The organism is Rhizobium sp. NZLR8 (assembly GCF_019685025.1).
Classification (GTDB): Bacteria; Pseudomonadota; Alphaproteobacteria; order Rhizobiales; family Rhizobiaceae; genus Rhizobium.
This window is the reverse complement of sequence record NZ_JABDVY010000013.1, coordinates 92,552-109,127: the sequence shown is the minus strand read 5'-3', so window position 1 is coordinate 109,127 and position 16,576 is coordinate 92,552. Positions and strand designations below refer to the sequence as shown.

General features: G+C 60.9%; 16 protein-coding genes. 11 read left to right on the top strand and 5 right to left on the bottom strand.

The window, feature by feature from the left end; genetic code table 11:
* Window positions 1-215 precede the first annotated feature (215 nt).
* On the top strand, window positions 216-1,109 hold the full coding sequence (locus tag HJB89_RS24865; RefSeq protein WP_207583247.1) for a LysR family transcriptional regulator: 894 nt from the start codon (window positions 216-218) through the stop codon (window positions 1,107-1,109).
* Between the two features lie 143 nt (window positions 1,110-1,252).
* On the opposite strand, the gene HJB89_RS24860 is transcribed toward HJB89_RS24865, so the two are convergent.
* Both HJB89_RS24860 and HJB89_RS33400 read right to left on the bottom strand, forming a co-directional pair.
* A complete protein-coding gene (locus HJB89_RS24860; RefSeq protein WP_221116910.1) occupies window positions 1,253-1,675 on the bottom strand; it encodes a hypothetical protein in 423 nt (140 codons plus the stop codon).
* A 304-nt stretch (window positions 1,676-1,979) separates the two neighbouring features.
* Window positions 1,980-2,195, bottom strand: coding sequence for a hypothetical protein (locus tag HJB89_RS33400; protein WP_246762721.1), 216 nt, complete (start codon window positions 2,193-2,195; stop codon window positions 1,980-1,982).
* A gap of 284 nt (window positions 2,196-2,479) precedes the next feature.
* On the opposite strand from HJB89_RS33400, the gene HJB89_RS33395 reads away from it, so the two are divergent.
* From HJB89_RS33395 to HJB89_RS24840, 5 genes are all read left to right on the top strand, one after another.
* Window positions 2,480-3,052, top strand: coding sequence for a hypothetical protein (locus HJB89_RS33395; RefSeq protein WP_259671147.1), 573 nt, complete (start codon window positions 2,480-2,482; stop codon window positions 3,050-3,052).
* A gap of 51 nt (window positions 3,053-3,103) precedes the next feature.
* The gene (locus tag HJB89_RS33390; protein ID WP_246762719.1) at window positions 3,104-3,448 is read left to right on the top strand and encodes a hypothetical protein; all 345 of its coding nucleotides are present in this window, start codon (window positions 3,104-3,106) and stop codon (window positions 3,446-3,448) included.
* A 9-nt stretch (window positions 3,449-3,457) separates the two neighbouring features.
* Window positions 3,458-3,901: a hypothetical protein gene (locus HJB89_RS24850; protein ID WP_221116908.1), complete on the top strand. Its 444-nt coding sequence runs from the start codon at window positions 3,458-3,460 to the stop codon at window positions 3,899-3,901.
* Between the two features lie 231 nt (window positions 3,902-4,132).
* Window positions 4,133-5,959 carry a methyl-accepting chemotaxis protein gene (locus HJB89_RS24845; protein WP_221116907.1) on the top strand — a complete coding sequence of 609 codons (1,827 nt, stop codon included), beginning with the start codon at window positions 4,133-4,135 and terminating at the stop codon, window positions 5,957-5,959.
* A 163-nt stretch (window positions 5,960-6,122) separates the two neighbouring features.
* Window positions 6,123-6,812: an HAD family hydrolase gene (locus tag HJB89_RS24840; protein ID WP_221116906.1), complete on the top strand. Its 690-nt coding sequence runs from the start codon at window positions 6,123-6,125 to the stop codon at window positions 6,810-6,812.
* A 195-nt stretch (window positions 6,813-7,007) separates the two neighbouring features.
* Here HJB89_RS24840 and HJB89_RS24835 read toward each other — a convergent pair whose 3' ends face one another.
* Window positions 7,008-7,649 (bottom strand): hypothetical protein, encoded by a 642-nt coding sequence (locus HJB89_RS24835; protein WP_221116988.1) that lies wholly within the window; start codon window positions 7,647-7,649, stop codon window positions 7,008-7,010.
* A 276-nt stretch (window positions 7,650-7,925) separates the two neighbouring features.
* On the opposite strand from HJB89_RS24835, the gene thrC reads away from it, so the two are divergent.
* The 5 genes from thrC to HJB89_RS24810 all read left to right on the top strand — a co-directional run bounded on the left by thrC (window position 7,926) and on the right by HJB89_RS24810 (window position 14,829).
* Window positions 7,926-9,350: a threonine synthase gene (thrC, locus tag HJB89_RS24830; protein ID WP_207583241.1), complete on the top strand. Its 1,425-nt coding sequence runs from the start codon at window positions 7,926-7,928 to the stop codon at window positions 9,348-9,350.
* A 3-nt stretch (window positions 9,351-9,353) separates the two neighbouring features.
* Complete coding sequence (locus HJB89_RS24825) at window positions 9,354-10,652, top strand: pitrilysin family protein (protein WP_207583240.1); 1,299 nt, start codon at window positions 9,354-9,356, stop codon at window positions 10,650-10,652.
* 26 nt (window positions 10,653-10,678) lie between these two features.
* Complete coding sequence (locus tag HJB89_RS24820; RefSeq protein ID WP_207583239.1) at window positions 10,679-11,293, top strand: GNAT family N-acetyltransferase; 615 nt, start codon at window positions 10,679-10,681, stop codon at window positions 11,291-11,293.
* On the top strand, window positions 11,290-14,202 hold the full coding sequence (locus HJB89_RS24815) for a sensor domain-containing phosphodiesterase (protein WP_207583238.1): 2,913 nt from the start codon (window positions 11,290-11,292) through the stop codon (window positions 14,200-14,202). Before HJB89_RS24820 ends, HJB89_RS24815 begins: the two co-directional genes overlap by 4 nt.
* Before the next feature lie 156 nt (window positions 14,203-14,358).
* Window positions 14,359-14,829 (top strand): hypothetical protein, encoded by a 471-nt coding sequence (locus HJB89_RS24810; RefSeq protein ID WP_221150635.1) that lies wholly within the window; start codon window positions 14,359-14,361, stop codon window positions 14,827-14,829.
* A gap of 243 nt (window positions 14,830-15,072) precedes the next feature.
* Here the strand turns inward: HJB89_RS24810 and HJB89_RS24805 are convergent, their stop codons facing one another.
* Together HJB89_RS24805 and HJB89_RS24800 are read right to left on the bottom strand one after the other, a co-directional pair.
* Window positions 15,073-15,618: a hypothetical protein gene (locus tag HJB89_RS24805; RefSeq protein ID WP_221150634.1), complete on the bottom strand. Its 546-nt coding sequence runs from the start codon at window positions 15,616-15,618 to the stop codon at window positions 15,073-15,075.
* Window positions 15,619-15,996: 378 nt separating this feature from the next.
* Entirely contained in the window at window positions 15,997-16,479 is a 483-nt protein-coding gene (locus HJB89_RS24800; protein WP_221116905.1) for an Lrp/AsnC family transcriptional regulator, read from the bottom strand.
* Between the last annotated feature and the right edge of the window lie 97 nt (window positions 16,480-16,576).

Genomic DNA, 16,576 nt, shown 5'->3' with positions numbered 1-16,576 from the left:
TGCATCCTTTGTTGGAACTGGTCGGAAGCCGGAGAAAGGCTTGAGGGGCAGCGCACCGACCCGCCTTGTACGCCATGCAGGTAGGATGCTGAGAGCAGCGCTGTCAGTGTAGAAAGATGCACAAGCGTGGTGCATAATTACACCGACTGCTTTATATGAATGACGCTAATTGCACCGCCTCACGACATCAGCATTACGAGTTGGCCAGGAACACCATGACGATCGATTGGGACGACATTCGATATTTTCTCGCTGTGGCACGACACGGTTCTGTCCGCGCCGCCGCCGACCACCTCGAAGTCAATCACACGACGGTGCTAAGGCGCATCGCCCAGCTTGAAGCCCGGCTCCGCTCGCAGATGTTCGAAAAACTGCCGGCGGGCTATCGCCTCACTGAAGCTGGCAAACAGGTGCAAGAGTTTGCGGAACAGATGGAGGCTTCTTCTCATCTGTTGGTGAGCCGCGTGTCCGGCCGTGATCAAGGCGTGCGTGGTCCCCTGCGAGTCACAATGGCGCCCACGCTAGCGACACATTTGTTAATGCCTGACTTTGCCGCTTTTATGCGACAGCACCCCGAAATCGAAATGGAGATCCAGTCCTCTTTAGAAAATGTGAACCTGACAAATCGCGAAGCCGACGTGGCCTTGAGAGTCGTTTTTGACCGCAATTCGCTGCCACAGAACCTTCACGGCGTGAAAGGCCCAGACCTCTCCGTAGGTGTCTATATGTCTCGCGACCTGCTCGCGGCTTGGACGGCCGGCAATTCGGGCCACATCAGGTGGATAACGAAAAACGTAGAGGGCGTGCCCGAGTGGGCCCATGGCGATGCCGTCGAAATTACCGGAGCCCCGTTCCGGGTTCCAGAAGATGCAGCGCATCTCGAAGCGTTGCGCCTTGGCTTAGGGATTTCGGCGCTTCCCAGCTTCGTTGGAGATGCTGAGCCGCTGCTCGTCAGAGTTCCTGGCACAGGTCTCGGTCCCCATGGAACGCTCTGGGTGCTGACACAGGGCGAGACGCGAAAGACCAAGCGTGTCCGCTTGTTCACGGAGTACATATCAGAGAGACTGCGTGCTCATGCGGGTGTTCTTGCAGGTGACAAGTCTCGGTAAAATCTATCGTCCACATTCCATAAGCAGCGACGAATCTCGACCACTTTGCCCAATGTTTGAGGTTGACGAGTCATTCGCCGAAACCGCTTAATATGGCATCAGTCGATGGTCGGGACGCTTAGCATATGTTTCCCGACATCCTCTCACCGGACCCGATCCTGCTGGCGCACATGCGCCCGCAGCGCCGCGAGAGTGAGCGCCAGTGCGGCGTGATTGCTTTCGGCTTCACCCAGCACGTTTTCGCCTTCCTCGATCTCGCGCAGCTGCGCGCCGTAAAGCCAATCGTCAGATGTCTGGCGGCCGCGGGCCAGGTGCCAGACCGCATCCGGCCGGACTTCCCGGCAGAGATCGATGGCGTGATTGACGTCGTGAGTGAAGGGCCGCGCCATCAGGAAGCCGTGCTGCGACCTGATGCTGCTCGGCATGTAGTCGTAGGGACCGTCGAAATCGTTCGGCTCGGCCGGCCGGAATTGCTTCAACAAAAAGGCGCAGGTGATGAAGGCGTCGATCCGGCCGTCGGGCATATCGGTCTTTTCCAGGGTTTCGATGATATCCTCGATCGTCATGCAGTCTTCCTCTTGGTCCGTTCCTTGGCATGCCGCCTCTCCTCTTCCCATAGCGGCGGTGGCGTCCTCTTCCCCGAGCGCCATCTAGTGCAGGAGAATGCCAAAGGTAGTCCCGGGGCTGTGTCGAGCCGGTGATCACGCGGATTTCATCGATCTCGCACCCGCCTCGCTTGAGGTAACAGCCTGTCGCGCACGTCCTGGTCGAATTGTCTTGGCTTCGGCAATAGAGGTTGGCTGGCAGTCGGCATTGGTCGCCGGCTCGTAGGCTACTCAGCACCATGCTTCAATCTAACCAGGAAAGGCTCTAACAGCCTTTCTTCCTCATCTTCCTTTCGACCTTGGCCCTCTTTTCGGGCCCATCCCCTGCATGTTTTCCGCCGGTCAGGCCATGATCCATCATCGCCTGCAGCTCTGCACAGCTTCTGTGGTGCTTCCCGCCCTTAGCGGTGACGTCGGTGGATGTGAAGGCAAATAGCAGCGCGACGGCTGCCGCCGATCGAACAAGAGCTGACAGCCTCATGGTTCCTCTCCTATTGCCCTGCATGGTACGCTCAGGGCCGCGAGCCGGCAATGAGGGTCGTGTCGCGCCAGCCTGGAAATACTGGTGTTCCGACCAGCCGGACGGACGGGAAAGTGTCCCATGACGCGCGATCGAAACCCGTGCCGTTGAGCTCGGACCAAGGTCTGGCGCCCCTCCGACTGAGGGCCTAAGGCCGGAACAGTGGGGTGTGACCGAAGTTTGTCAGGCAGCTCTCCTTCCGCTCCGGATGTGACAGAGCTGAAAATCAAACGGAGGAATACACAATGATGAAGGTAACACATCTCGCCTTGGCAGCGGCCTTTCTGGCCGGTACGGCCGTTTCCGGCTTTGCTCAATCGTCAAGCACTGTCGGCACCGGCGGTTCGTCGGCCGGCGGCGGAACTGCGAGCAGCACGATCGGTACTGGTGGCAGCTCTGCCGGAGGCACCTGCCCTGCCGGCGCAACCAACTGCAATTCCGGCTCGTCCTCGACGGTCGGCACCGGCGCCTCGTCGGCTGGCGGCGGCACCTCGAGCAGCACCGTCGGCACCGGCGGTTCGGCTTCCGGCTCAGGCTCCGGCTCCGGCTCTGCTTCAACGCTCGGAACCGGCGGGTCGTCGGCCGGCGGCGGCACATCCAGCAGCTCGGTCGGCACCGGCGGTTCCGCCGCGGGCTCCGGCGATGCGAACTCAGCCTCGAGTGTCGGAACCGGCGCGTCGTCTGCGGACGGTGACAAGACCGGCAGCACCGTCGGCACCGGCGGCAGTGCAGCCGGAACCTCGCACGACAGCAAGGGCAAGAAGGGCTGTGCACCCGGCCAGGTCAAGAAGGACGCCACCGGCAGCCATGGCTGCTGATGATGTCGGCCGGCGCCCTGGCGGCGTCGGCCAATCCCTTGGAGAAAACCAATGACCCAATTTTCCACGATCGCACTGACCGCTTCGCTCACCTTGATCGCCGGGCAGACCCTGTCCGAGGAGATCAAGCTCGACGACGGAACGACATGCACCATCGTCCAGTCGCAGGCGGGGGACATGTCCACCACGGTGACGGCGGGCAACGGGCACGTGTCGTCATCGACGACGACCGGCGGCGGCTCGGCCGGCTCTTCTTCGTCCTCGGCCTCCGCCGGATCCTCGGCGGGATCGGGAAGCGTCGACAGCTTTTCGACGGCAAGCATCACCAGGCCTGACGGCACCGTCATCACCAAACGGTCCGACGGAACCTGCTCATTGACGAAACCGGCGAAATAGGAGACGGCCATGAAACACATCAACCTTATCGCAGCAGCGTCGATCGTCTTGCTGGCATCGACCTCTGCCGGCCTTGCGCAGGATTGCAAAGCGGCCGGGACGGTCGGCACGGGCGGAAGCGCTTCAGCCGGCGGCACGTCGGCAAGCTCGCTCGGCACCGCAGGCACCTGCCAGACCGACGGCGGCACGACCTCTTCAATCGGATCGGGAGGAAGTGCGGCCACCGTCGACGGAAAGGCGCAAAGCAAGACGCATGTCAACGACAACGGCGACAAGCTCAAGGCGCAGACCAAGGCCCAGGCCGTCGACAAGGGAACTTTCAGCAAGTCCCGCACAAAGACCAGCACCGACGGCAGCGCCTTGGAAAGCACAACCCGTACGATGTCGCATGTGCCCGGCGAGAAACCGGTCAAAAATACCACCAATCAGAAGATCGTCCTGCCGCAACAGTAGGTTAGATGGGCTCGCTCACCCGAACAAGGGCGGGCCCTTTGCCTCGGCACGAATGGCGCCCGGTGCTTGAAGCGCTCCTCCCCTGCACGATCGGCCAGAGCATTCAACTGCTCATCGAATGAAGCAAAGAATACAACCCGTTGTTTTTACGCGGCTTAACGGCGTCTCGCTGAGAAATCATTAAGCATGTTCCGATATTCTCAGGTTCTACATTAACGTGAGAGCCCGGATATGGCGTCGATCCAAAACAAGATCATCATGGCAAGCGTTGCGATATTCGCCCTGGCGGGCGGCGCCACCGAGGTCGGCATCTGGTCTGCCTCCACCCTCTCGGCAAACAGCACCGATGTCGCCCAGTCGGCGCAAATCCTGCGCAATCACATGCAAGCCGATATGATGCATGACGCGTTGCGCGCCGACGTGCTCGCCGCCTTGCTGGCGTCGAACCCGGCAGCCGGCATCGACCCAGCCGCGGTAAAGGCGGATCTGGTGGAGCACGAGGCATCGTTCCGGGAGATGATTGACGCCAACAAGGCTCTTGTCTCCGATGGACAAACGAAAACGGTCCTTTCCGGCATCGAACGTCCCCTTCTCGTCTATGTCGACAGCGCCACGAAGATGGTCGACCTTGCCGGCAAGGATCCGTCGGCCGCGTTGAAGGCATTGCCGGACTTCATGCAGCAGTTCTCGACATTGGAAACGGCGATGGAACAGGCCGGGGACCAGATCACCGCTGTATCGGATGACATTTCCAAGCGCAGCGCCGACATCAAAGCCTCGGTCGATATCGTTCTGAAGGCGCTTCTGGCCGCGGCCGCGTTGTTCGCCATTGGCCTCTATTTCCTGACCCGCAAGACTGTTTCCAAGCCGATCCTGGCGCTTTCCAGCGATATGCAGAAGCTCGCCGATGGTGACACGGCCATTGCCTGCACCGGCATTGGCCGCTCCGATGAAATCGGCACGATGGCATCGGCTGTCGAAATCTTCCGCCAGGCAGCGATTGCCAACAAGCAATTGGAGCAGGACGCCGCGGCGGCTCGATTGCAGGGCGAAACCGAAAGGGTCACGGCCCGCAAGCAGGCTGAGGAGGATGCTGCCGAGCGGCTGCGGGCGGCGACATCGGGCCTTGCCGCAGGTCTGAAGCGGCTTGCCTCAGGCGATCTCGCCTTCCAGATCGAAGAACCGTTCGCACCTGATTTCGAGGGCCTCCGGCATGATTTCAACATGTCGATCCGGCAGCTCGATCAAACCCTCGGCGCCATCGCCGCTGCCATTGCGGCGATCGACGAAGGCACCAGGGAAATCGCGTCCGGAGCCGGTGATCTGTCGAAACGCACCGAACAGCAGGCAGCCTCTCTCGAAGAAACCGCAGCAGCGCTCGACCAGATCACCGCCAATGTCTCGAACTCCAGCAAGCGGACCGACGAGGCGCGCACCGAGGCGACCGATGCAAACCGCAATGCCGCCAAATCTTCCGAGGTCGTGTCCCATGCCGAAGAAGCCATGCGCCGCATCGAGGCCTCGTCGCAGCAGATCTCCAGCATTATCGGCGTAATCGACGAGATCGCATTCCAGACCAACCTGCTGGCGCTGAACGCCGGCGTCGAAGCTGCGCGCGCCGGCGATGCCGGCAAGGGCTTTGCAGTGGTGGCCCAGGAAGTCCGCGAACTCGCCCAGCGCTCGGCTCAGGCGGCAAAGGAAATCAAAGGCCACATCCAGAAATCGTCGGTGGAAGTCGAAAGCGGCGTCAAACTGGTTCTCGACACCAGCCAGGTCCTGAGCGCCATCAGCGAGCAGATCGCCCGCATCAACCAGCACATGGATGCCATTGCCGTATCGGCAAGAGAACAGTCGACCGGCCTTGCCGAGGTCAATACCGCCGTCAACTCGATGGACCAGGTGACCCAGCAGAACGCCGCGATGGTCGAACAATCGACCGCCGCGTCCGGTCATTTGGCTCAGGAAGCCGCCAGGCTGCGTGAACTCGTTTCCCGGTTCAAGCTGCGTGCGACCGCTTCGACGCAGTCCGGACGACGGGCTGGGCAGCTGGCGGCCTGACGGCCTGACGAGGCGATTCGGCAGCGACCACGGAGCCGGTCGCTTGCCGCATCGCAGCCATGCTTGGGATCCGGTTGAGCTTTGGCCGGGCTTCGTGTAAAGCCGCAGCATTCCCAGACAAGATCCGGACTTCCAGCCCAGACTTCCAGCAAGGCGTGAACATATGGACGGCTTCGACCTCATCATCTTCGACTGCGACGGCGTTCTCGTCGATTCGGAAATCATCGCCGCGGAGGTTGAATCCGCGCTTCTGACGGAGGCCGGATATCCGATCAGCGTCGAGGAAATGGGCGAACGCTTCGCCGGCATGACATGGCGCAACATCCTGCTGCAGATCGAACGTGAGGCGAGCATTCCGTTTTCGGCCTCGCTGCTCGAAAAGTCCGAGCAGATGCTCGACCTCAGGCTGGCCGCCGACGTCAAGGCCATTCCAGGCGTCGAATTCGCCGTCTCCAGGCTGCCGATGAAGCGCTGCATCTGCTCGAATTCGAGCAGCAAGCGGCTCGACATGATGCTGGGCAAGGTGGGGCTGAAGCCGCTGTTTGCGCCCAATATCTTCTCCGCCAAGGATCTCGGCCCCGACCGCGCCAAGCCGAAACCCGACGTCTTCCTGCACGGCGCAAGCCAGATGGGCGTGTCGCCGGACAAGGTGGTCGTCGTCGAGGATTCCGTGCATGGCGTGCATGCGGCGCGCGCCGCCGGCATGCGGGTCATCGGCTTCACCGGTGCCTCGCACAGCTATCCCGCCCATGCCGACAAACTGACGGATGCCGGCGCCGAAACGGCGATCTCCCGCATGAACGACCTGCCGGGCGTCGTCGCCGCCCTGGCCGCCTGGGACAACGTTCTCTAAAGTCTGGGCGCTGAGCCTCTCCCCCTCATTGCTGTGCTGGTCACAGGAATCCAGTGCGCCCAAGTGCTTGGGCGCGGGAGAACGGCTTCATCGCATCAGAGTCATTCACGGCGCCGACGCGCCGTGGCTGGATTCCTGTGACAAGCACAGGAATGAGGCAAAGTGGGGCATCCGGCCCCGGTCGCCGATATCGCTTTAGCTGTTCTTCTTGGTCTTGGCCGGCTGGGTGTCGAAGCCGATGTTGACACGCACCAGCGCGCCGGAGCCGACCGGCATCTTGATGCCGTCCTTGCGGAAGATCACCTGGGTGCCCGGTGCGCCCGCCGGAATCTCGGTCGGGAATTTGGTGACTTCGGAATAGAGCACCGTCTCGCCGTCGACGACGGTGACGCGGATCGGCAGCGTCACCGGGCCGGGGGCGCCGGCCGGGCCGGTGATCAGGCGCAGCTGGGCAACGACGGTCATCGTCAGGTTCGTGTCGCTCAGCGAGCACTGGCGAGTGTAATCGCCGAACGAGGCCTGGAAAACGATCTGCTGCGGATCATCCTTCTTGCCCTTGGCATAAGTGCGGAAGATCGCATCCTGGTCGCGCATGAAGATCTGCGGGCAGGCGCCCTGGACGACGGGGGCGACAGCGCCCTGTGCCGTCGTGGCCGTGCCGATCGAAGGATTGTTCGAGGATGGGTTGGCCGGTGCCAGCGGCATGATCTGGGCGGTGCCGTTCGGCTGCGTCGGCGCCGACTTGCTGTCACCACCGGTGCCGAGCGTATCGCAGCCGGCGAGCAGGGCAAGGAGGGAAGCTGAGATAATGAGACGCGAGACCTTGCCGAGCACTATGTTCCACCCTTTGTACAAGCGTTTCTTGGAGGCCCCAGGTCTTTTCCGTGAGGCCTTTCACGACGGTTTGCGATGGTCTATATCAGCGGCGAAAACAAAAATCGATTGGGTACGCGCCGTTTTGATGCACTTTTCGCCGCCGGATGCGGGCAACTTCAACAAGATAACGGCGATGGTATGGCCTGAAGGCAGCCCCTTCTCGATTTCCGGGCCCGGTTTCCGGCAGTGCGGGCCACCGCTCAGCCCGACCGGATTTCCTCCAGCGATAGATCAAGGATGACGAACGTGGACTATATCTCGACCCGCGGCGAGGCCCCTGCCCTCGGCTTTTGCGACGCCCTGCTGACCGGGCTGGCGCGCGACGGCGGGCTCTATGTTCCCCGTGAATTTCCGAGCTTCTCCAAAAAACAGATCCGGGCGCTGCGCGGCAAGAGCTACCAGGAGATCGCCTTCACCATCCTGTCGCCCTTCACCAATGGCGAGATCCCCGAGGCGACCTTCCGGGCGATGATCGACGAGGCCTACGGCACCTTCCGCCATCCGGCGATCGCGCCGCTCGTCCAGACCGGACCGAACAGCTTCGTCATGGAGCTGTTCCACGGCACGACGCTCGCCTTCAAGGACGTGGCGATGCAGCTGCTGGCCCGGCTGATGGATTATGCGCTGGAAAAGCGCGGCGAACGGGCGACGATCGTCGGCGCCACCTCGGGCGATACCGGCGGTGCGGCGATCGACGCTTTTGCCGGCCGCGAGCGCACCGACATCTTCATCCTCTTCCCGCATGGCAAGGTCTCGCCGGTGCAGCAGCGGCAGATGACCACCTCGTCTTCAGCAAATGTGCATGCGCTTGCCGTCGAGGGCAATTTCGACGATTGCCAAAACCTGGTGAAGGCGATGTTCAACGACGCGGCGTTCCGCGACAAGGTCGGCCTCTCCGGTGTCAACTCGATCAACTGGGCGCGCATCATGGCCCAGATCGTCTATTATTTCACGGCGGCGGTCGCACTCGGCGGGCCGGACCGGAAGATCTCGTTCACGGTGCCCACCGGCAATTTCGGCGATATCTTCGCCGGCTACTGCGCCAAGCGCATGGGCCTGCCGATCGACCGGCTGGTGATCGCCACCAACGAAAACGACATCCTGGAACGGATGCTGAAGACCGGCCGCTACGACATGAAGGCGGTCAAGGCGACGAGCTCGCCGTCGATGGACATCCAGATCTCGTCGAACTTCGAACGGCTGCTGTTCGAAGCCTATGACCGCGACGCCTCGAAGGTGCGCGCGGCAATGGAAAGCCTCAAGCAATCCAACGGTTTCGAGATCGGCGCGCAAGCGCTGAAGGCGATCCGCCGCGACTTCCGCGCCGGCCGCGCCAGCGAGAAGCAGGTGGCCGAGACGATCCGTACGATCCATGCCGAGACCGGTTATCTGCTTGATCCGCATTCGGCGATCGGCGTCTTCGTTGCCAAGAAGAAGGAAAAGCCGAATACGCCGATGGTGACGCTTTCGACCGCGCATCCGGCGAAATTCCCCGCCGCCGTAAAATCGGCCTGCGGTATTGACCCGGCGCTTCCGACGTGGCTTGCTGATCTGATGCACAGGGAGGAGCGCTTCCAGATCATCGAACCGGAGCTCAAAGCCGTAGAAAGCTTTATCGGCAGACATGCCCGCGACAAGACGACGGCAGGCGCAGAAAGATAGCCAATGACAGTTGAGTGCACCCGGCTGAAATCCGGGCTGACAGTAGTGACAGAAACCATGCCGCACCTTGAAAGCGTTGCGCTCGGAGTCTGGATCAAATCGGGATCGCGTAACGAGACGGCAGACGAGCACGGCATCGCCCACCTGCTCGAACACATGGCCTTCAAAGGCACGGGGCGCCGCACGGCCCGCCAGATCGCGGAGGAAATCGAGGATGTCGGCGGCGAGGTCAACGCCGCGACGTCGACCGAGACGACCTCTTATTACGCCCGCGTCCTCAAGGACCACGTGCCGCTCGCCGTCGATATCCTTGCCGACATCCTGACGGAATCGGCCTTCGAGGAGGAGGAGCTGGAGCGTGAGAAGCAGGTAATCCTGCAGGAGATCAATGCCGCCAACGACACGCCCGACGACGTGGTGTTCGACCGGTTCTCGGAAGTCGCCTATCGCGACCAGACGCTCGGCCGGGCTATCCTCGGCACGCCGGAGACCGTCGTCTCCTTCACGCCGCAGCAGATCCGCGGCTATCTCGGCCGCAACTACACGACCGATCGAATGTTCATCGTCGCCACCGGCGCCGTCGAACACGACGAATTCCTGCGGATGGTCGAGGATCGTTTCGCCAGCCTGCCGAGCGAGCCTTCGGCGCCGCCGGTCATGGAAGCGGCGCGTTATATCGGCGGCAGCGTGCGCGAACCGCGCGACCTGATGGACGCCCAGATCCTGCTCGGCTTCGAGGGCAAACCCTACCACGCCCGCGATTTCTACTGCTCCCAGATCCTTGCCAATATCCTCGGCGGCGGCATGTCCTCCAGGCTGTTCCAGGAAGTGCGCGAGTTCCGCGGCCTCTGTTATTCGGTCTATGCCTTCCACTGGGGCTTTTCCGACACCGGCATCTTCGGCATTCATGCCGCGACCGGCGGCGAAAACCTGCCGCAGTTGGTGCCCGTCATCATCGACGAGCTGCACAAATCCGCCGATCAGATCCACCAGAAGGAAATCGAGCGCGCCCGCGCCCAGATCCGCGCCCAATTGCTGATGGGCCAGGAAAGCCCGGCGTCGCGCGCCGGCCAGATCGCCAGGCAGATGATGCTTTACGGCCGGCCGATCTCCAATCCGGAGATGATGGAACGGCTTGAGGGCATCACCATCGAGCGGCTGACGGATCTCGCCGGCCGGCTGTTCTACGACACGGTGCCGACGCTTTCGGCGATCGGACCGCTGGACCAGCTCGCACCGATGGAAGACATCACCGCTTCGCTTTCGGTCCCGGCACCGAAGACGATGCAGGCCGGCCGCTGAGCCGTTCGTCCTGCCGGGAGTGATCGATGCCAAAATCGGTGTTTCGGTTTCTGTCGCGGCAACCGGAAGCGGTGGAGCTGGAGAACGACAGATATCTGCTGCGCCTGCCGCGCTATCAGGATTTCAACCAATGGCACCGGCTGCGCGCCGAAAGCCGCAAGTTCCTGGAACCCTGGGAGCCGACCTGGCGGCGCGACGAGCTGACGGAGGGCGCCTACCGCGCCCGCGTCATCCGCGGCAAGCAGGAATATGCCTCGGGCCAAGCGGTGCCGCTGTTCATTTTCCTCAAGGAGAACCACACCCTCGTCGGAGGCGTCACCATCGGCTATATCAGGCGGGGTGCGGCACAAAGCTGCATGATCGGCTACTGGATGGGCGAACGCCATGCCGGCCAGGGGCATATGTTCGCCGCCCTGCAATTGGTTATTCCTTACATCTTCGCCGGGCTTGAGTTGCACCGTATCGAAGCAGCCTGTATTCCAGATAACGCGCGCAGCATCCGCCTGCTTGAAAAGGCCGGGTTTCAGCAGGAGGGTTATTTGCGCGGATATTTGAAGATCAACGGTCAGTGGCATGACCATGTGATGTTTTCACGTCTCGCCACCGATACGGATAACGGCAGGAAACCCGACAGCCGATGACCAGAGACCGCATGCTGCCCAAGTCACCGTCCGGACGAATGATCGCGGTGATCGCAGCCCTTTTCCTGGCAGTCTTCGCCTTGGTGGCGGGCGCTGCCCAGGCGGCCGAACCGGTGAAGATTTCCCGTGACGACACCGCGCTCGACCTGACCGCGACGACCGAAATCTACGTCAATCAGGGCGAGGCCTTTCAGGTTTCGACGGCTGCCGGCGCCGACGGTATCCGCCGCCGCATCGAGGTCAGGGCAAGCTCGGAGAACCACCAAGGTGACTGGGCGGTGTTTGCGCTTGCCAATGTTTCGGAGGAACAGCTCGAACGCGTCATCGTCGCGCCGCATTTCCGTCTGGTCAATTCCAAGCTGTTCTGGCCGGATCTCGGCTCGCAGCGCATCAGCGCCATCACGCCGAGCGAAGGTTTTGCGCTCGATCGGCAGCCGAGCGACGAGGCCGACGTCTTCCGCATTACGCTGAACCCCGGCGCCGTCATCACCTTCGTTGCCGAGCTGTCGACGCCGGAGCTGCCGCAGATCTATCTCTGGGAACCGAACGCCTACAAGGACACGATCAACGCCTTCACGCTCTATCGCGGCATCGTGCTCGGCATTGCCGGCCTGCTGGCGGTGTTCCTGACCATCCTCTTCGTCGTCAAGGGCACTTCGATGCTGCCGGCGACCGCCGCACTCGCCTGGGCGGTGCTCGGCTATATCTGCGTCGACTTCGGTTTTCTCGGCAAACTGATCAGCGTCGCCTCCGCCGACCAGCGAATATGGCGCGCCTGCGCGGAAGTGGCGCTCGCCTCCAGTTTCGTCATCTTCCTATTTACCTATCTCAACCTCAACCGCTGGCATGCGCATCTCGGCTACGCGACGCTTGCCTGGGTGCTCGGCCTTGCCCTGCTCTTCGGCGTGGCGATCTACGATCCGTCGATTGCCGCCGGCATCGCCAGGCTTTCCTTCGCGCTGACGGCGGCGACCGGGCTGCTGCTGATCATCTATCTCGGCTTCAATCGCTACGACCGCGCCATCCTCCTGGTGCCGGCCTGGGCGCTGACGCTCGTCTGGCTGTTCGGGGCATGGATGACGGTCACCGGGCGGCTCGACAACGACATCATCCAGCCGGCACTCGGCGGCGGCCTGGTGCTCATCGTGCTTCTGATCGGCTTCACCGTCATGCAGCATGCTTTTGCCGGCGGCGCCTTCCAGCAGGGGCTGTTTTCCGATCTTGAGCGGCAATCGCTGGCGCTGACCGGATCCGGCGACATGGTGTGGGATTGGGACGTGGCGCGCGACCGCGTCGTCACCATTCCCGACGTCTCGACCAAGCTCGGCCTTTCCCCCGGCACCATGCATGGCGCAGCGCGCAACTGGCTGCCGCGGCTGCATCCCGATGACCGCGACCGCTTCCGCGCCACGCTCGACGTGCTGCTCGAACACCGGCGCGGCCGGCTGAACCACGAGTTCCGCATCCGCGCCGAGGACGGGCATTTCCACTGGCTGTTGATCCGCGCCCGGCCGGTGCTCGGCTCCAACGGCGAAATCATCCGTTGCGTCGGCACGATCGTCGACGTGACCGAGCAGAAGAACTCCGTCGAACGGCTGCTGCACGATGCGCTGCACGACAATCTGACCGGACTGCCGAACCGGCAGGTGTTCCTCGACCGGCTGCAGTCGGTCCTGGCGCTGGCGCCGGGCGGCGATACGCTCAAGCCCACGGTGATGGTGATCGACATCGACCGCTACAAGCTGGTCAATGATTCGCTCGGGGTCGCTGCCGGCGACAATATCCTCATCGCGCTGACGCGGCGCCTGCGCCGGCTGTTGAAACCGCAGGACACGCTGGCGCGGCTGGCCGGCGACCAGTTCGGCCTGATCCTGGTTTCCGAGCACAATCCGACCAAGGTCGCCGATTTCGCCGATGCGATCAGCAAGGCGATCATGGTGCCGATCAACTTCGCCAACCGCGAGATCATCCTGACGGCCTCGATCGGACTGACCTCCTGGGTAGACCGTCAGGAGAGCGCCACCGGCCTGCTCAGCGACGCAGAGCTTGCCATGTACCGGGCAAAACGGGCCGGCGGCAACCGTGTCGAGCCATTCCAGCCGGCCTTCCGCGACTTCGGCACCGACCGGCTGCAGCTGGAAACGGATCTGCGCCGCGCCATCGAGCGCAAGGAATTGTCGATGGTCTACCAGCCGATCGCCCGGCTTGAGGATGTCGAGGTCGCCGGTTTCGAGGCATTGATGCGCTGGGAACATCCCAAACGCGGCAACATCCCGCCCTCCGAATTCATCCCGATCGCCGAGGCCTCCGATCTCATCGGCGCGCTCGGCATGTTCGCGCTCGAACAGGCGACCAACGATCTGATGAGCTGGCAGCAACTGACCGGCGAATTGCCGATCTTCGTGTCGATCAATCTGTCGAGCGTGCAGCTGCTCAACAACGAGCTTTATGACGACGTGCGTTCGGTTCTTGCCAAGACGCATTGCCAGCCCTCGCGCCTCAAGCTCGAACTGACGGAGTCCATGGTGATGGAAAATCCGGAACAGGCCCGGCTCGTGCTGCAGAAGCTGAAGGAAGCCGGCATCGGCCTGGCACTCGACGATTTCGGCACCGGCTATTCCTCGCTCGCCTATCTCACCCGTTTTCCCTTCGACATGATCAAGCTCGACAAGGCCCTGGTGCGCGACGGCAGCGACAAGAAGGCGACCGTGCTCAGATCGGTGATCGCCATGGCGCGCGAACTTGAAATGAAGGTGGTGGCCGAGGGGATCGAATCCAACGAGGATGCGATCGAGCTCGCCAAGATGGGCTGCAACTACGGGCAAAGTTATCTGTTCGGGCCGCCGATCGCTTCGGAATCGGTGCTGCGGCTGCTGCGGGAGCGTTTTCCGCTGACCAAGCGGGCGTGAGCACGTCGTCAGGCAAGTAAACTATATCCAGCAAGCTCTCTCGCAGAACAGGAAACTTGGTTTCTTTAATGGTGCGCGTTGCCCCCTCTCTATTCGTGTAAACCATCGGCAGGATGGCGGTACAATGGAGTCACAAGCTGACCAAATGGGGCGAAAATGGCAACGGTGAAGTTCTTCAAAGTTGAAGACGATACTGCAATTCTCTTCGGGGCAAACGGGACAGCGCTTACGGCAAGCCTCGCAGCCGTGGCCGGAATGATCTCGAATATTAAGTTCCCGATCCCCACTTTCCCGCTGTGGATATATTTCCTCGGGCTCATCTTCGCCTTTGGCTCGAAGATGGTGATCATGATTTACAATGGGGACATTCGAGAGAGGGAGAAGAGCCCGGCAACCCGAGATTTCTTGCTTGAAATCAAAGACGACCCTGATCTGGATGATTCATTGAAAGCGGACTGGGACACGCATTGGAAGATGATGGAGGACAGGCGAAAAATTTTGTTGAGCATTAAGACCGCTGAACGACTGAATTACTGGCGGGCCTTATTTTTCTTCGCCTCAGCACTCTGCATTCTAACAGCCACTTCCAGCGTCATTTTGTTTGTCGGAACCAAGGCGAGTATTTGATCGTTTGTATCGCCAGGCGGACGAGTAAGACCGCATTTATCTGCCGATAGAGTACAACTTCGCTGACCTGCCGGTCGGCGGATATGATCTGGCAGGCCCGCCGCGCCGAAAGACTCATGACGGCCTTCAGATGGCATGACGCCTTCACGCTTGGCGGCGGGCCCTACCAATTTTTTGCAAGAAAATGGCGGGCGTTTGTCGCATATTCAATCGTCTGGCAGATCGGGCACGGAGAATCCGCATCTAGACGTCGATTGTCTTGGATTTCTTCTTTTTGGGTTTGGGTTGCTTTGCATTCACCAATCGCTCGGACTGATCTTCTAAGGCGAGTTGCTTTTTTGCAATCTTGCGTAGCTTGTCCAGCAGCTTCTTTTCATCAGTTAGGTTGAGCACCTTGCCATCAATAAGTACCTCTATCGTTGGCGTCTGCATCGAGCCGCCAATCTCATCGGGATTGGCAAGGTCCTTGCGAATGCTGATAATTTTCTCGACGATCTCCAATAGCGTCTTAACGAAGTCTGCTACGGCAGGGGCGTGGGCCACCCAAACGTAAGTTGCTGCCACCCAGGTCACAATGTCTATCGTCGGCCGGTAGTGATGTCTGCCTCTGGCAAGATCAGTCTGGTGAATATCTTTCGAGACGGCAATACCCGCTAGCTCTGCCTCTCGCGCAAGCCTTTCCAACAGTTCGCGAAGTTCGTTGTTCGGCCCATAATGCTTCTGACCGCTTAATTCACTGTCAATTGTACGACTTTTTTCTGTGATCGTGATCGAAAAATTCGTTTCCACTTGTTGCCTCAAGCGCAATATTTATCTCCAAGAAATGATATACGTATTTATCTATTACGTCATATCCATTATGTGCTTCGATGCCTCACGAAAATGAGAAAATATCTGATAAACGTCTTACAGAAAACCTCACCGTATTCCAGGTGGCGGATCGCATCCCGGAGCTTAGATATTCCGGCGCGGACGGCGAACGGCGTCGGCATGCTTCTGGTAGGGCATAGCTTCGCGTACCCAGCAGATTCGTGTCGTTTGCATGTACGATAGGGTTAAATGCTCAGTTTGGACGGCACAGGCTAGCGTACGGAACCTCTATGGTCGCCGCTTCGTCTGAACGTCCGGGAGCACTTTCCGCTGACCAAGCGGCCTGAGCTACCGGTCTCAGCGCTCAATAGGAACGCTGAGACCGACCTTTACCCGATCCATCGCGACGAATGTCCGGAAGCGCTTGACGTTGTTGTTGCCGAAAAACAGCCGCCGCGTCAGCGCCTCGTAGTCGGCCATCGAGGGGACGACGATGACCAGAATGAAATCGGCCTCGCCGGTGACGTAGTAGCACTGCTGGATTTCCGGCGCGGCGGCGAACTGGCTTTTTGCCTGTTCGATCTGTTTTGCAGTTTCGCTGATAACCTCCACCTCCACGAAGATGGTGATCGATTGGCCAAGTGCCGTGGGGTCGAGAACGGCGACGTTTGCCTGGATGACCCCCTCCTGCGCCATCCGTTTGATCCGGCGCTGGACGGCAGGCGCAGACAGGCCGACGGCTTCACCGATCGTCCGTTGCGGCGTGGTATTGTCCCTCTGCAGGATCGCCAGGATCTTGTGGTCGAACGCATCCAAGAGGGAATTTACTGGTCGGCTCAAAACAGGCCCCAACGAAACAAAATTGCAAAACCGACGCCAAAATACAGCGCCTTTTTCGCCTCGCCTGCAATATAATTTAGCCGAACACATTAAGCGA

Bases quoted from the DNA above. Each gene is read 5' to 3' on its own strand.
- HJB89_RS24865 (WP_207583247.1), top strand. From the start codon at position 216: ATGACGATCGATTGGGACGACATTCGATATTTTCTCGCTGTGGCACGA.
- HJB89_RS24860 (WP_221116910.1), bottom strand. From the start codon at position 1,675: ATGACGATCGAGGATATCATCGAAACCCTGGAAAAGACCGATATGCCC.
- HJB89_RS33400 (WP_246762721.1), bottom strand. From the start codon at position 2,195: ATGAGGCTGTCAGCTCTTGTTCGATCGGCGGCAGCCGTCGCGCTGCTA.
- HJB89_RS33395 (WP_259671147.1), top strand. From the start codon at position 2,480: ATGATGAAGGTAACACATCTCGCCTTGGCAGCGGCCTTTCTGGCCGGT.
- HJB89_RS33390 (WP_246762719.1), top strand. From the start codon at position 3,104: ATGACCCAATTTTCCACGATCGCACTGACCGCTTCGCTCACCTTGATC.
- HJB89_RS24850 (WP_221116908.1), top strand. From the start codon at position 3,458: ATGAAACACATCAACCTTATCGCAGCAGCGTCGATCGTCTTGCTGGCA.
- HJB89_RS24845 (WP_221116907.1), top strand. From the start codon at position 4,133: ATGGCGTCGATCCAAAACAAGATCATCATGGCAAGCGTTGCGATATTC.
- HJB89_RS24840 (WP_221116906.1), top strand. From the start codon at position 6,123: ATGGACGGCTTCGACCTCATCATCTTCGACTGCGACGGCGTTCTCGTC.
- thrC (WP_207583241.1), top strand. From the start codon at position 7,926: ATGACGAACGTGGACTATATCTCGACCCGCGGCGAGGCCCCTGCCCTC.
- HJB89_RS24825 (WP_207583240.1), top strand. From the start codon at position 9,354: ATGACAGTTGAGTGCACCCGGCTGAAATCCGGGCTGACAGTAGTGACA.
- HJB89_RS24820 (WP_207583239.1), top strand. From the start codon at position 10,679: ATGCCAAAATCGGTGTTTCGGTTTCTGTCGCGGCAACCGGAAGCGGTG.
- HJB89_RS24815 (WP_207583238.1), top strand. From the start codon at position 11,290: ATGACCAGAGACCGCATGCTGCCCAAGTCACCGTCCGGACGAATGATC.
- HJB89_RS24810 (WP_221150635.1), top strand. From the start codon at position 14,359: ATGGCAACGGTGAAGTTCTTCAAAGTTGAAGACGATACTGCAATTCTC.